This is a genomic window from Saccharopolyspora erythraea (assembly GCF_018141105.1).
Taxonomy (GTDB): domain Bacteria; phylum Actinomycetota; class Actinomycetes; order Mycobacteriales; family Pseudonocardiaceae; genus Saccharopolyspora_D; species Saccharopolyspora_D erythraea_A.
The window spans coordinates 3,470,383-3,485,290 of the sequence record NZ_CP054839.1; the positions used below are offsets into that span (position 1 = coordinate 3,470,383).

Below are 14,908 nucleotides of genomic sequence, written 5' to 3' on the forward strand. Positions count from 1 at the left end.
CTTAACATCGAGAACGTGCGAATTTGCAATTCGGCCGGCCGGGTGCGTCGAGTTTATGGATCGGTGACGGAAGGCACAACTACACGTTTTCGAAGGGTGTATTGCCCTGGCGGCAACGGCTGCGGCCACCCGCTCGCCGCCACCACGCCCAGCGGCGGCGCTTCGCGCGGCAGTACATTCCCAGGATGCACCTCGTGCCCACGTCGCTGCGCTACTTCCTCGAGGTCGCGCGCACCGGTTCGATCAGCGAGGCCTCGGAGCGCCTGCACGTGGCCACCTCGGCGATCAGCAGGCAGATCACGAAGCTGGAGCAGGAGGTCGGGGCGCCGCTGTTCGAGCGCCAGCCGCGGGGGATGGTGCTGTCGGAGGCGGGCGGGATCCTCGCCGCCTACGCCCGGCGCAGCGCGCTCGAGGCCGAGCAGGTGCTCGCCGACGTGCACGGCGTCGAGGCCCTGCACCGCAGTACCGTCAAACTCGCGAGTTCCGAGGGTTTCGCGCGCGATTTCCTGCCGGCGGCCATCACCGCTTTTCGGGAAAGGCATCCGGGGGTGCGTTTCCGGCTGAACGTCACCGGCCCGGCGGTGGCGACGCAGCAGGTGAAAGACGGCACGGTTGACCTCAGCATCACTTACAGCCTCGGGCCGGAAGAGGGAATCAAGGTCGAGTATTCGCAGCAGCAGCCGGTCTACGCGCTGATGCCCGACGATCATCCGCTGGCGCATCGGGAGGACGTCGAGCTCGCGGACCTGCTGAAGTACCCGCTCGCGCTGATGGAGGAGGGCACCACGATCCGGCAGCTCTTCGACGTCTGCGTCGCGCTGGAAGGGCTGAGCTTCGAGCCCGCTCTCGTGAGCAACTACTCGGGTGCGCTGCAGAGTTTCGCGCAGCTCCGCGGTGGGGTCACCCTGGTCGGCCCGCTGACGGTGCGCCGGCGGCTCGGTGCCGACGGCCTGGCGATCGTCCCCATCCGCAACCCGGAGCTGAGCCGCCGGAGCATGCAGATCCAGTCGATGGCGCGGCGCGCGTTGCCCGCGGCGGTGCGGGCCTTCCTCGCGCACCTGATCGAGCAGGTCGGCGATGACGTTGCCATGTAGGCAGATCTTGGGGACGACGCACTGTTGCGGGACCTCCCGATGCGGGACTCACCCGCCCTCGGCCCGGCGGAGGAGCAGCGGGGCGACGCGGTAGTCGACGAGCTCGCGCATGACGAGCGCGGTGCTGGTGCGTTCGACACCCGGGATGGCCAGGATCTGGCCTGCGATGCGGTACAGGTCGTCGGCATCGGTGGCGACGACCCGCACCAGCAGGTCGCTCTGGCCGCTGATGCCCTGGACCTGCAGCACCTCGGGGATACCGTCGAGCGCGGCGGCGACCTCGTCGAGCAGGCGTTGCCGCACCGTCGTCGTGACGAACGCGGTCAGCGGATAGCCGAGCAGCGCAGGGGACACGCGGCGCTCGAACGAGTCGAGCCGCTCCTCGAGCCTGGCCAGGCGGGTCTGCACGGTGTTGCGGGAGAGCCCGGTCTGCTCCGCCAGCGCGACGGTGGTCGCGCGTGGTTCCTCGATGAGCGCGAGCAGCAGCCTCGCGTCGGTGGCGTCGATGCGGTCGGAGCTGGGCATCATGCTCGCCTTCAGTCGGGTCGCGGACGGCAGTGTTGAGCATTCTGCTCAATACCAACGTCGCATATTGTGCAGTGCGGCGATCGCTGCTGTCATGTTTTCTCATTCTGCACATCGGGATGAGGTAGCGACATGACCAGCACCGCCCCCGCGCAGCCAACGGCATCCGCGGAGTTCGAGGTTGTGAGCGAGATCGAGCGCCGCGTGCTGTGGCTGTCGACCGCGATCGTCCACCACGCCAACCGGGTGCGCCCCAATCCTTCGGGCCTCAAGGTGGGGGGACATCAGGCCTCCAGCGCCTCGATGACCTCGATCATGACCTCGCTGTGGTTCCGCCACCTGCGCCCGCAGGACCGCGTGTCGGTCAAGCCGCACGCCTCCCCGGCGCTGCACGCGATCAACTACCTGCTCGGCGAGCTGGACGAGTCCTATCTGCCGCGGCTGCGCGAGTTCGGGGGCCTGCAGAGCTACCCGAGCCGGGTTAAGGACCCGGACCCGGTCGACTACTCCACCGGCTCGGTCGGCATCGGTGCGACCGCGTCGATCTGGGGCGCCGTCGCCCGCCGCTATGTCGAGAACGCGGTGGGCGGCGCGGGCACGGGACGGCAGTACTCGCTGCTCGGCGACGCCGAACTGGACGAGGGCGCCATCTGGGAGGCGGTCCTCGACCCCGGTGTTGCCGAGCTCGGCGAGATCGTCTGGATCGTCGACCTCAACCGCCAGTCGCTGGACCGGGTCGTGCCCAACATCGCCGCAGGCCGCCTCCAGGGCATGTTCGCCGCCGCCGGGTGGCAGGTGCTCACGCTGAAGTACGGGCGCCTGCTCGACGAGCTGTTCGCCCGCCCCGGTGGCGCGGCGCTGCGCGCGCGCATCGACACCATGCCCAACCCCGAATACCAGCGCCTGCTGCGCTGCGACGCGCGGCAGATCCGTGAGCGCCTGCCCGGCGGCGACCGCGAGATCGGCGACCTGCTGTCCGGTGTGGACGATGACATGCTGTGCCGGGCGATCCGCAACCTCGGCGGCCACGACCTCGCCGCGCTCGACGCCGCGTTCCACGCCATCGAGGACACCCGCCCGACGGTCATCTTCGCCTACACCGTCAAAGGGAACGGGCTACCGACCGAGGGCCACCCGCAGAACCACTCGTCCCTGCTGACCGCGGAACAGATGGCCGACCTGGCCGTGCGGCTGGGCATCGACCCCGGCACGCCGTGGGACCGGTTCGCGGCCGGCACCCCCGAAGGCGACCTGTGCGCGGCCGCCGCCAACCGCCTGCGCCGCCCCGAGGTCGCGCACACAGCGCCGCCCGCGCTGCCCACCGACATCGGCCGCACCCCCTCGGGCACCACGACCACCCAAGCCGCACTCGGCCGAGTCCTGGTCGACCTGACCCGGGACGCACCCGACGCGGCGAGCCGGATCGTGACCGTCAGCCCCGACGTCAGCTCCACCACCAACCTCGGCGGCTGGATGAACAAGGTCGGCGTGTGGTCGGTGACCGAACGCGTCGACTGGTTCGCCGACGACACCGAAACCATCCTGCACTGGCGGGAGAAACCCACTGGGCAGCACATCGAGCTCGGCATCGCCGAAACCAACCTGGTCGGGCTGTTGGGGGAACTCGGCGCCACCTGGAGCCGCTGGGGACAGCCGCTGCTGCCCATCGGCGTGCTCTACGACCCCTTCGTCGAGCGAGCCCTCGAACCCTGGTCGTTCGGCATCTACGCGGGCGGACAGTCCATCCTGGTCGGCACACCTTCCGGTGTCACACTCGCCTCCGAAGGCGGCGCCCACCAGTCCATCACCACTCCCTCGGTCGGCCTCGAACAGCCCGGCTGCCTCACCTACGAACCCGCGTTCGCGCAAGACGTCGAGTGGATCCTGCTCTCCTGCCTGGCCAGGCTCGGCCAACCCGGCGGCACCTCCGCTTACCTCCGGCTCTCCACCCGCCCCGTCGATCAGAAGCTCGCGGCCGTGCCCGCCGATCCGGCGGCGCGGGAGCGCCGGCGACGGCATGCCGTCGCCGGCGCCTACACGCTGCACCGCGCGGATGATCCGGCCGTGACGATCGCCGCGATGGGCGCGCTGATCCCCGAAGCACTCGAAGCGGCCGACCGGCTGGCGCAAGCCGGCATCCCGGCGGATGTGGTCTGCGTGACCAGCCCCGGCCTGCTCTTCCAAGCACTGCAAGCGAAACAGGGCCGCACGGACGGTCCGAGCTGGATCCTCGAGCAGGTGTTCCCGTCCGCGCGGGCGACCCCGCTGGTCACCGTCCTCGACGGCCACCCCCACACCCTCGCGTTCCTCGCATCGGTCAACCAGGTCCCCGGCATCGCGCTCGGTGTCACCGGGTTCGGGCAGTCCGGCAGCCTCGACGACGTCTACCGCCACCACGGCATCGACACCGACAGCATCGTCCGCGCCGCGCTCGACCTGACCACCTGACCACCTGACACGGTCGGGAAAGAGGATCACGGGCTGATGCCCGTCCTGCCGTAGTACGGACCCCGCCGGCGCGTTCGCCGACGGGGTCCGCTGGACGCCCTCGCCCGCGCCCTCAGGGAGCGGACACCTCGAACTCCACCGCCCCCCAGCCGGCGAAGGTGCCCGACCAGTGCCCGGCTTCGTTCATCGGCACCGCTTCCAGGCAGCTGCCGGGGAGGATGACCTGGCCCGGCTCGAACTCGACGCCGTAGGTCGCCAGCCGGTTGCACAACCACGCGGTGGCGGCGAACGGATTGCGCAGGATGTTCCTGGTGTTCCCGTCCATCATGTGGTGGCCGTTGAAGTGGAGGGTGCCGCGGGTGTCGCTCAACGTCAGCTCGTCGACCCGCCGAGGGGTTCCACCGAGGATGACCGCGCCGGTCGAACCGTTGTCCGAAAGGGTGTCCGGAAGCTCGATCGCCCAGTTCTGGACGCGGGAGTCGATGATCTCGATCGCGGGGACCGCGTACTCGATCGCGTTGATGACGTCGGCGACGGTGATGTTCGGCCCGCGAAGGGGGCGCTTGAGGATGAAGGCCGGTTCGAGCTCGACGAACGGCGCGATGAACCGCTCACGGTCCACCGGGGTGCCTTCGTAGGCGAACGCTGAGGCCGGCAGGTACCCGTATCGGGCTGGTCGAGGCCGAACGCGTCCTGCATGACCTTGGCGACGTTGCCCAGCTTGTAGCCGACAACGCGGTCCGTCGTCGAGAGAGATGTGGTGGCCGAACTGAGTAGCCCGGGTGGCCGCACGGCCCGGGCGCCGTGCGGCTGCCCCGCGCCAGGCGCGCTGGCGGGGGAGGGCCGCCGCTGCGTGCAGTGCCGTCGGAGACCCTCCCGCCAGAACGCGCTCACCCCTGAGGTGCGCTCCACCGACGCGAGTCGCCCGCTTCGCCCACGGTTCTGGGCAGGCCCAACGGGTTGGATTCGCGCAGCGCGGGAGGCAGGGCGAAGTCCGGTGCGTTCTGGTAGGCCACCGGGCGCAGGAAGCGGTCGATCGCCGCGGTGCCCACGGAGGTGTGCGAAACCGCGGTGGTGGACGGATACGGGCCGCCGTGCTGCTGCGCGGCCGTCACCGCGACCCCCGTCGGCCAGTCGTTGAACACGATCCGCCCGGAGCGCCGTGCCGCCAGTGTTACCAGGCCGGTGACCCGGTGCCGCTCGGCGTCGTCGGGTTCGTCGGCGGTGTGGACGGTGACCGTCAGGCTGCCCTCCACGGCGGCCAGCACCGCGTGCAGTTCGCCGTCCGAGCCGTACTCGGCGATCACGGCGGAGGGCCCGAAGTTCTCCTCGAGGAGAACGGGGTGCTCGCGCAGGTTCTCCACCGACCCCGCGTGGAAGAGGGTCGGGGTGAACGCGGGAACCCCGGACGGGTCCTCGTGTTCGGCTCCGCGCGCGAGCACCTCGACCCCGGGCACTGCCGCGAGCTCCTCGGTCCGCTCCCGGTACCGCTCGGCGATCCCGGAGGTCAGCAGCCTGGCAGGCGGCACCTCACCGGTCAGCTTCGCGATCTGCGACGGCAGGCCCGTTCCGCGCGGTAGCAGCAGGATTCCCGGCTTGGTGCAGAACTGCCCGGCTCCGAGGGTGAACGATCCGACGAAACCCGAGGCGACCTGGTCGGCGCGTTCGCGCTCGGCCCCGGCCGTGACGACCGCGGGGTTGATGCTGCCGAGCTCGCCGTAGAAGGGGATCGGAGCGGGACGGGATGCGGCGATGTCGAACAGAGCCCGCCCGCCGGACACCGACCCGGTGAACGCCCCGGCGGCCACCCGGGGGTCCTGCAGTGCCCGCACCCCGGCCTGCCGGCCGGCGATCATCGCGAAGGTCCCTTCCGGCGCGCCGGTGGCTGCCAGTGCCGAACGCACGACGTCGGCCGTCTTCCGCGAGGTGCGCGGGTGGCCGGGGTGTGCCTTGAGCACCACCGGGCACCCCGCGGCGAGTGCGGATGCGGTGTCGCCGCCGGCGACCGAGAACGCGAACGGGAAGTTGCTCGCCGCGTACACGAGCACCGGGCCGATCGGCATCAGGCCGCGGCGGAGGTCGGGCCGGGGACCGAGGACGAAGTCGGGGTCCTGCCGGTCCAGGACGACCCGCAGGTAGGAGCCGTCGCGCAGGACGTCGGCGAACATGCGCAGCTGCACCGTCGTGCGCTTCAGCTCACCGGTGAGCCTGCCTTCGGCGAGCCCGGTCTCCCGCATGGCCTCGGCGATCAGGGACGCCCCCTCGGCATCGAGCGAGTCGGCGATCGCGGACAGCGCGTCCGCCCGCTGGCGCGGGGACCACTGCCCCCAGAGCGCGGCCGCCGTGGCCGCCGCGGTCAGGCACCGCTCGACCTCTTCCTGGGACTCCTCGGGCTCAGCCTGCTCGAAAGTGTTGATCATGGCTGTGTGCTCTCACTTCGTCGTCTTGCGGGGCGGGGAGATGATCACAGCTGGAGGGCGCGGTATCCGCCGAGCCTGCCGCGGTGGAAGACCAGGGGCTCGCCTCCGCCTGCGTCCAGGCGCAGCACCTCGGCGATCACGATGACGTGGTCGCCGCCTTCCAGCTCCTGAACGGTCCTGCAGTCGATCCAGGCGTGCGCGCCGGAGATCTTGGGGGTGCCGTCGGCGGATTCGTGCCAGTCCACGGCGGCGAACTTGTCGTCGGTCTTGCTCGACATCGCACGGCAGACGTCGTTCTGCCCGTCGGCGAGGACGCTGGCGCTGAAGTACTCCGCCGGGCGGATCTTCGGCCAGCTGCTCGACGTCCTCGCAACGCTGAAGGTGACCAGCGGCGGGTCCAGCGACAGCGACTGGAACGTCCCGACGATGAGTCCGGCGGGATTCCCGCTACCGGGCTCGCGGCCGGCCACGACGACGACGCCGGTCGGCAGATGTCCCATCACGTCCCGGAAGTGACGCGGCTCGATCGTTTGCGACGACAGGGTCATGGTCGGTGTTCCCTCCTGGTCGGTCGTCGGTCGTCGGTCGTCGGTCGTCGGTGGTCAGTGCGAGGTGCCGAGGCCGGTGCTGATCTCTCGGGCGACGCGCAGGCCGCTTTCGACGGCCCCGTCGATGAACCCGGCCCAGACGTTGGCGTAGTCGCTGCCCGCGAAGTGCAGGACGCCTTCGGGCCGCTGCTGGGCTTCGAAGTACCGGGTGAGCTGGTGCGGCCGCTGCATCAGCCAGGTCTCCTGCGAGAGCGGGTCGGCCATCCAGTCGTGCCCGGTGACCTCCAGGACCTCGAGGTCGTCGCGCCAGACCCGCAGCGCGTCGCGGACGGCGTCGATGTCGTGCGGCGAGATCCGGCGCGAGTCGGCCCCGAAGGAGACCAGCACGGCGTCGTCGTCGCCGACGAACTCGGTGCGCGCGACCGACAGCGGGTGGTCGGCCGACGAGTAGGCGAAGAACGGCTTGATCGGGCCGCGGACCCGGATCCAGACCTTCACACCCCTCGACGCCGTCTTCTCCTTGCTCGCGGCGCGCTTCTGCTCGCAGAGCCCGGGGGAGACGTCCAGCTCGCCGATGATGTTCTGCGGCAGGGTCAGCACGACCCGGCGCGCCTTGATCCGGTCGCCGGCGGCGGTGGTCACCACGGCACCGACGGCATCGTGCTCGACCCGGCGCACCTCGGTGGAGGTGCGGATGTCGGCCCTGGTGTCGGCGACGATCGCCTCGACCAGCGACCTGGTGCCGGAGGCGATGCGGAACACCGCCGAGGCCTCGTGCATGAGGTGCCAGGAACCGGCGGTGGCGGAGGTCCAGCGCAGTGCGCTCGTGAACGCCCCGTCCTCGAGCGGGGCGTTGAAGTGCCCCACCCAGGCGGCCTCGTTGGCTCGGTACTCCTCCACCGGCAGGTCCAGCTCGTCGAGCTTGTCGCGGACGCTGAAGGCGTCGACGGACGCCAGGCCCGGACCCGAGGCGGGGGCGTCCGGCCGGGGGATCCAGCGCATCGTCTCGTCCAGGAGCCGGCGCATGCCCGGGTCGATCAGCTCCATGAAGCCGTCGAGCGAGCCCTTGCGGACCTCGTCGCCCGCCAGCCAGTAGGCCTCCTCGGGGCGCGGTCCGCGGGTGACCTCCAGGCCGTAGCGGGTGAGCTCGGCCCAGACGTGCGGCTGCACCCAGTGCAGCCAGGTGCCGCCGATCTCCAGGTCGCGGCCGAGCCGGTGGTCGGTCCACACCCGGCCGCCGAGCCGGTCCCTGGCCTCGAGCACGGTGACGCGCAGGTCGTGCCGGCTGAGCTCGCGGGCCGTGATCAGGCCGGCGACCCCGCCACCGACCACGACGACGTCGGTTTCCTCGGTCACGGTGCAGTGCTCCCCTCGTAGTCGGCTTCGCGTGCGGATATCGCAGTTCGGATCGGTTGCTCACCGCGGCCCGGCCGCTGCAGAGCGACATCAGGTAGTTTTTTCGAACGATACGTTCAATATACGAACGCGACGCCGATATTGTGACCCCGATCGCCAGGCGCGTCAAGCGCCGTCTCAGGCATGGTTTTGCGAGTGCTGCGGACTCTTCTTGACGGCGGTCTACCCGAATGTCATCCTCGATGAACGTAACGTTCGTATTCTGAACGCCGAGGTTGGATGCGTACGTCGTGTGGGTAGAGACATCGAGTGCGAAGGCCCGGTCTCACACCGCGACGTGCTGAGCGCTCAGCCCCGCGCGATACACGTGTGCAGGAGAGACCGATGCCCTCGTCGAGCATTGCTGAAGCCGTCGCCGCGCTCTCGGCCGGCGGGAAAGTCCTCGTCGTCGACGACGAGGACCGGGAGAACGAAGGCGACCTGATCATGGCCGCCGAGCATGCGACCACCGACGACGTCGCGTTCTTCCTCGAACACACCTCGGGCTTCCTGTGCGTGGCCATCGACGAGGACCGCGCCGACGCCCTCGAGCTGGACCTGATGGTCGCGGCCAACACCGAGAGCCAGGGCACCGCCTTCCTGGTCAGCGTCGACTACCGGCACGGCACGACCACGGGCATCAGTGCGGGAGACCGCGCGAAGACCATCCGCGCGCTCGCCGACCCGCGGCTCAGGCCCGCCGACCTGGCCCGCCCCGGCCACGTCATGCCCCTGCGGGCCAAGCGCGGAGGGGTCCTGCGCCGCACCGGGCACACCGAGGCGGGCGTGGACCTGTGCCGCATGGCCGGGTTGAGCGGAGCCGCACTGCTGTGCGAGATCGTGACCCCCGACCGGCGGCACATGATGCGCCGCCCGGAGCTGGACGGCCTTGCCGCGCGGCACGACATCCCGATGATCTCGATCGCCGCGCTCGTCGAGTGGATGCGCGAGCACGGTGGCGACGTCCGGCGAACCGGTCAGGCCACGATCCCCACCGATCTCGGAGCCTTCCAGGCGATCACCTACCAGTCCGAGCCCGACGGCGTCGAACACCTCGCGCTGGCGATGGGCGACATCGAGGGTGCCGACGACGTTCTCGTCCGGCTGCACAGCGAGTGCCTCACCGGCGACCTCATCGGATCGCTGCGCTGCGACTGCGGTGCGCAGCTGCGCATGGCCATGGAAACCATCGCCGCCGTCGGCCGGGGAGTCGTCGTGTACATGCGGGGCCACGAAGGACGAGGAATCGGCCTCGGGCACAAGCTCCGCGCCTACCAGCTCCAGCAGTACCAGGGCATGGACACCATCGAGGCGAACCGGGCGCTCGGGCTGCCGGTCGACAGCCGCGACTACATCCCCGCGGCCCGCATCCTCGCCGGGCTCGGCATCACCTCGGTGCGCCTGATGACCAACAACCCGGACAAGTGCCGCGCGCTCACCGAGTGCGGGATCGCCATCAGCGAGCGCCTCCCGCTGGAGGCCGAGCCGAACGAGCACAACACCCACTACCTGGCCGCCAAGCGCGATCGCATGGGACATCTGCTCCAGCAGCTCGCCTGACCCTCCGCGCGGGGGGTTGGTTCGATCGCGCGGGCGAGGACCGGGATCGAGCCAGTGCGGAAGGGTCCGCCCCTGCGTAGGCGCCGGCCTGCGCAGGGGCGTCTCCTGCGCTCAAAGCCCGCTGTCTCGCCCGCGACGCCGGTGCCTTTTCCAGCCGCTCGACCGTGGGGAGCTCCTGCACCGCAAGCGCGTACGCCGCGTTGTCGAGCACCGTGCGGTGCGGCAGCAGCGCGAAATGCTGGAACACCATGCTCATGAACCGCTGCCGGACCAGCCGGAGTTCCTTGCGGGACATCGCGGTGATGTCGCGGCCGTCCAAGTGGACGTGGCCCGAGGTCGGACTGAGCAGTCCGTTGAGCATCCGGATCAATGTGGACTTGCCGGAGCCGGAGAGGCCCATGACCACGAAGGTCTCGCCCTGCCGCACCTCGGAGCTCGCATCGATCACAGCGGCGGTCACGCCTTCCGACCGCAAGTCCTCCGTCGTGATCGAACCATTTCGCGGCCTTCGGGTGGCGTCTTCGGGATTCGGCCCGAAGATCTTGTGCAAACTCTCGACGCGTATCTCGGACACGCTTCCTTCTCCGATCGTCGTTGCTCGCCACCATCTCGGCCGTTCATGGCTGATGGATCGAGATGACAGCGATGGATCCGCGATGTGCGCGGTCATGCCGAACCGTGCTGGTTCGGGCGCGGCCGCCTCGTGGCCGTCGTCGGCGGGAAGGCGGGCCGCACCGGGGCCGGTCCGCGTGCTCCTGGGGCGGACGAGGCGCAGGACTGCTTGTGACTGCGTTCACTTAGTGGAGATGTAGTCCGAAATACTGCGGCCGCGGTATCAGCCTGTCAACGCGTCCTCGTCGCCCTGGGCAGCGAAGTGCCTTGGGATGGCCCAGGCTCGCGAGATTGCGTAGGCCAGGCGAGGGTTCTCCACGGCCACCCCCTTGACGTGCCGGGTAACCAGAGACACAATCATCGCGTTCACTTATTGAACAATCTGTTCATTCAGACCGTTTGGCCTCGATCCGTTCTGCAGGCCGGGTCCTCACCAGGGAGGCGCGATGAGCGACCGTCCGTTCAAGCTGTTCGCGTTCGATGTTCAGGCGCCGGCGCACCTGACCGCCGGTTCCTGGCGCAACGGGGACGACCAGGGGTACCGCTACGCGGAACTGGGCTACTGGACCGAGACGGCGAAGCTGCTGGAGCAGGCGTGCTTCGACGGGATCTTCCTCGCCGACACCGTCGGCTACCACGACGTCTACGCGGGAGGGCCGGACGCCGCGATCCGCGACGCCGCGCAGTTCCCGATCAACGACCCGGCTTTGCTGGTGTCGGGGATGGCCGCGGTCACCGAGCACCTGGGCTTCGGGGTCACCAGCTCGCTGACCTACGAGCAGCCGTACTCGCTGGCGCGGAAGTTCAGCACCCTGGACCACCTGACCGGTGGCCGGGTCGGGTGGAACATCGTGACGTCCTACTCGGAGTCGGCCGCGCGCAACCTCGGTCTGGGCAAGCAGATCCCCCACGACCGGCGCTACGACATGGCCGAGGAGTACATGCAGGTCTGCTACGGCCTGTGGGAGTACTCCTGGCAGGACGACGCGGTCGTCCTGGACCGCGACTCGGCGACCTATGCCGAGCCCGGCCGCATCCGCCCGATCAACCACCAGGGGGAGTACTTCCAGGTCCCGGGGTTCCACCTCTGCGAGCCCTCGCCGCAGCGCACCCCGGTGCTGTTCCAGGCGGGTGCCTCGTCGCGAGGGGTCGCTTTCGCGGGAACGCATGCCGAGGCGGTGTTCATCAACACGATGACCCCCGAGCTGACCCGGCGCAGCGTGGACAAGGTACGCAAGGCCGCCGCGGATGCGGGCCGTGACCCGCGCAGCGTCTTGATCACCGCGTTGATCACCGTGGTCGTCGCCCCGACCGACGAGCAGGCGCAGGAGAAGTACGAGGCCTACCTGCGGTCGGTCAGCTACGAGGGGGCGCTGGCGCGGTTCGCCGGCTGGACCGGCATCGATCTTTCCAGCTACGACCCGGACATGCCGCTGCGCTACGTCGAGACCGACGCCTCGCGGTCGCTCATCGAGATGTTCTCCAAGGCCGACCCGAGCCGGACCTGGACTCCGCGCCAGATCGCCGAGTTCCTTGGCATCGGCGGCACCGGTGCGGTCGTCGTCGGGTCGCCGCAGACCGTGGCAGCCGAGCTGCGCCGCTGGCAGGAGGTCGCCGACATCGACGGCTTCAACCTCAGCTACACCAGCAAGCCGGCGAGCTGGGTCGAGTTCATCGACCTCGCGCTGCCCGAGCTTCGCCGCCAGGAGCTCGTCAACGAGGACTACGACCGCAGCGCCGTCACCCTGCGGGAAAAGCTGTTCGGCGCGGGCCAGAACCTGACCCGTCCCGACCACCCCGCCTCCGCGCTGCGCGGCCTGCCCGACGACGCCGCTCAGCCCGCGGCGAGTGCGCTCGCCTGATCACCGGCTGCGCGGGAAAGAGCGGAGGGAACCGAGATCTTGTTGCCCAGCACGATGGCCGCCGTTCTGCTCACCGGACATGGCGGACTGGAAAGACTCGAGTACCGGACGGACGTGCGGGTTCCTCACCCGAAGCGCGGGGAGGTGCTGGTCCAGGTCGCTGCCGCCGGAATCAACAACACCGACGTGAACACGCGGATCGGGTGGTACTCGAAAGCCATCACCGCTGACACCGGTCAAGGAGGGGCGGCCGGGTTCGAGGCCGTCGACGACGTGGATGCCACTTGGTCGGGTGCCGCTCTCGAGTTCCCGCGCATCCAGGGTGCCGACGTCTGCGGTCGTGTCGTCGACGTGGGCGAGGGGGTCTCGCGCGATCGCGTCGGCGAACGGGTGCTCGTGCGGAACATGTTGCGCACGCCGGTCGGCTACCGGCCGTTCGAGTGCTGGACCTTCGGCAGCGAATGCGACGGTGGGTTCGCGCAGTTCGCGGTCGCGCCCTCACAGGAGGCGCATGCCGTTCGTTGCGACTGGAGCGACGAGGAACTCGCGGCGGTGCCGTGCGCCTACTCGACGGCGGAGAACATGATGCACCGGGCCGCCGTGGGGGCGGAGCGGGTGCTCGTCACAGGCGCCTCCGGCGGAGTCGGACTCGCTGCCGTCCAGCTCGCGAAACGGCGCGGTGCGACGGTCATCGCGGTGTGCTCGGCCGAGAAGGCCGGCGATGTCGCGGCGCAGGGCGCTGATCGGACCGTTGATCGCGGCGCGGACCTGATCAGCTCCCTCGGAGAAGGGTCCGTCGACGTGGTGATCGATCTCGTCGGCGGCCCTCAGAGCTCGCAGTTGCTGGACCTGTTGCGCCGAGGTGGCCGATACGCGATCTCGGGTGCCATCGCAGGGCCCGTCGCGGAGATCGACCTGCGCACGCTGTACCTCAAGGACCTTTCGGTGCTCGGCTGCACGTTCCAGGAAGATGAAGTGTTCGAGAACCTCATCGAGTACATCGAACGGGACGAAGTGCGACCGGTCGTCTCCCGCACGTACCCCCTGGAAGAGATCGGCCGCGCGCAGGAGGACTTCCTCCGGAAGAAGCACCTGGGAAAGCTGGTGCTCATCCCGCCGCCTGCCTCCTGAGTCGTGAACACGAATGACATCCGTCGGCCGCCAATGCAGGAGGAAGCATGAAGATTTCGCGCATTGATCTCTACAGTGCCGAATTGCCTTACGCGGGTGGGGTCTACCGGCTCTCCGGCGGCCGGACCTACGAGTCGTTCGAGGCATCCATCGTCCGCATCACCTGCGACGACGGCACCGAAGGCTGGGGCGAGAGCACGCCGTTCGGGTCGACCTACATCGCCGCGCACCCCGCGGGCGCCCGAGCAGGCATCGCAGAGCTGGCCCCGGCGCTTCTGGGGCTGGACCCCCGTCAGGCCGACAGGATCACCGACGCGATGGACAGCACCCTGGCCGGTCACAACCATGCCAAGACCCCTCTCGACATCGCGTGCTGGGACGCGTTCGGCAAGTCGGTGGACCTCCCGGTGTGCGAGCTTCTCGGTGGCTCCACGGGCATTCCCATGCCCATGATCTCCTCGATCCACGCGGGCGATCCGGAAGAGATGCGTTCACGAGTGGCCGAACACCGGGCCAAGGGCTACTGCGGTCACTCGATCAAGATCGGCGCCCTCGACAGCGAAGGTGGACCGGCACTCGACGCCGAACGCATCACCGCCTGCCTGGCTGACCGGCGCCCAGGTGAGTTCTTCGTCGTCGACGCCAACGGCGGGCTGCTTCCGGAGACGGCTCTGCGCATGATCCAGATGCTGCCGAACGGGCTGGACTTCGTTCTCGAAGCGCCCTGTGCGACTTGGCGCGAGACGATGTCGCTTCGCGGCAGGTGTCGGTATCCCATCGTGATCGACGAACTCGCCCAACTCGACGGGGACATCGCGTTCGCCGTGGCTGGGGACGTGGCCGACGGGATCGGACTGAAGATCTCCAAAGCCGGCGGGCTGACCCCGGGACGCCGCCACCGGGACATCTGCCGGGCCGCCGGACTCACCGTCAGCGTGCAGGACACAGTCGGATCGTCCATCGCTTTCGCCGCGATCGTCCACCTGGGTGCGACCGTTCCCGCGCGGCTGCTCCGGTGCGTTCTGAACTGCGAGGACATGGTCGCGCTGAAGACCGCGGAATTCGACCGCCTGGTCACCGGGGACGGAATTCTGCCCGGCAGCTCACCTGGGCTGGGAATCGCGGTCGACGAGGCGGTTCTCGGCGACCCGGTGATGACTTGGGGTGACTAGAGAGGTGAACGAACTGGAGCGGAACCCCTGCGCCTGACGAACTCGCCACTTCCCGCCCTGCGCCGGGGACTCAGAGCTCTCCTGGCGCACGACGAGGCTGCCACGCCGAACCTGCCCACAGAGCCGAACAACGATGGGAGA

General features: G+C 69.4%; 12 protein-coding genes. 6 read left to right on the top strand and 6 right to left on the bottom strand.

Annotation, left to right across the window (positions count from 1 at the left end; translation table 11 throughout):
- Positions 1–23 precede the first annotated feature (23 nt).
- Positions 24–1,094, top strand: coding sequence for a LysR substrate-binding domain-containing protein (locus HUO13_RS15860; RefSeq protein WP_249124878.1), 1,071 nt, complete (start codon positions 24–26; stop codon positions 1,092–1,094).
- A 48-nt stretch (positions 1,095–1,142) separates the two neighbouring features.
- On the opposite strand, the gene HUO13_RS15865 is transcribed toward HUO13_RS15860, so the two are convergent.
- A complete protein-coding gene (locus tag HUO13_RS15865; protein WP_211902920.1) occupies positions 1,143–1,619 on the bottom strand; it encodes an Lrp/AsnC family transcriptional regulator in 477 nt (158 codons plus the stop codon).
- A gap of 132 nt (positions 1,620–1,751) precedes the next feature.
- Here HUO13_RS15865 and HUO13_RS15870 point away from each other — a divergent pair, with 132 nt between their 5' ends.
- Positions 1,752–4,067: a transketolase-like TK C-terminal-containing protein gene (locus tag HUO13_RS15870; protein WP_211902103.1), complete on the top strand. Its 2,316-nt coding sequence runs from the start codon at positions 1,752–1,754 to the stop codon at positions 4,065–4,067.
- 112 nt (positions 4,068–4,179) lie between these two features.
- On the opposite strand, the gene HUO13_RS15875 is transcribed toward HUO13_RS15870, so the two are convergent.
- From HUO13_RS15875 to HUO13_RS15890, 4 genes are read right to left on the bottom strand one after another with little or no spacing between them, the layout of a single operon-like run.
- Positions 4,180–4,950 (bottom strand): 2-keto-4-pentenoate hydratase, encoded by a 771-nt coding sequence (locus tag HUO13_RS15875; RefSeq protein WP_349253384.1) that lies wholly within the window; start codon positions 4,948–4,950, stop codon positions 4,180–4,182.
- Positions 4,951–4,957: 7 nt separating this feature from the next.
- Positions 4,958–6,487 carry an aldehyde dehydrogenase (NADP(+)) gene (locus HUO13_RS15880; protein ID WP_211902105.1) on the bottom strand — a complete coding sequence of 510 codons (1,530 nt, stop codon included), beginning with the start codon at positions 6,485–6,487 and terminating at the stop codon, positions 4,958–4,960.
- Positions 6,488–6,531: 44 nt separating this feature from the next.
- Positions 6,532–7,035: a flavin reductase family protein gene (locus tag HUO13_RS15885; protein ID WP_211902106.1), complete on the bottom strand. Its 504-nt coding sequence runs from the start codon at positions 7,033–7,035 to the stop codon at positions 6,532–6,534.
- A 54-nt stretch (positions 7,036–7,089) separates the two neighbouring features.
- Entirely contained in the window at positions 7,090–8,391 is a 1,302-nt protein-coding gene (locus tag HUO13_RS15890; protein ID WP_211902107.1) for a flavin monoamine oxidase family protein, read from the bottom strand.
- Positions 8,392–8,775: 384 nt separating this feature from the next.
- Here HUO13_RS15890 and HUO13_RS15895 point away from each other — a divergent pair, with 384 nt between their 5' ends.
- On the top strand, positions 8,776–9,990 hold the full coding sequence (locus HUO13_RS15895; RefSeq protein ID WP_211902108.1) for a bifunctional 3,4-dihydroxy-2-butanone-4-phosphate synthase/GTP cyclohydrolase II: 1,215 nt from the start codon (positions 8,776–8,778) through the stop codon (positions 9,988–9,990).
- Here HUO13_RS15895 and HUO13_RS37455 read toward each other — a convergent pair.
- Positions 9,887–10,660, bottom strand: coding sequence for an ATP-binding cassette domain-containing protein (locus HUO13_RS37455; RefSeq protein ID WP_282976652.1), 774 nt, complete (start codon positions 10,658–10,660; stop codon positions 9,887–9,889). The two genes, HUO13_RS15895 and HUO13_RS37455, sit on opposite strands and share 104 nt — an antisense overlap.
- Before the next feature lie 388 nt (positions 10,661–11,048).
- On the opposite strand from HUO13_RS37455, the gene HUO13_RS15905 reads away from it, so the two are divergent.
- The 3 genes from HUO13_RS15905 to HUO13_RS15915 all read left to right on the top strand — a co-directional run bounded on the left by HUO13_RS15905 (position 11,049) and on the right by HUO13_RS15915 (position 14,767).
- Complete coding sequence (locus HUO13_RS15905; RefSeq protein ID WP_211902109.1) at positions 11,049–12,464, top strand: LLM class flavin-dependent oxidoreductase; 1,416 nt, start codon at positions 11,049–11,051, stop codon at positions 12,462–12,464.
- Between the two features lie 39 nt (positions 12,465–12,503).
- Positions 12,504–13,595, top strand: a complete 1,092-nt coding sequence (locus HUO13_RS15910; protein ID WP_249124879.1) for an alcohol dehydrogenase family protein — start codon at positions 12,504–12,506, stop codon at positions 13,593–13,595.
- Between the two features lie 83 nt (positions 13,596–13,678).
- Positions 13,679–14,767 carry a mandelate racemase/muconate lactonizing enzyme family protein gene (locus HUO13_RS15915; RefSeq protein ID WP_211902110.1) on the top strand — a complete coding sequence of 363 codons (1,089 nt, stop codon included), beginning with the start codon at positions 13,679–13,681 and terminating at the stop codon, positions 14,765–14,767.
- Positions 14,768–14,908: the final 141 nt, after the last annotated feature.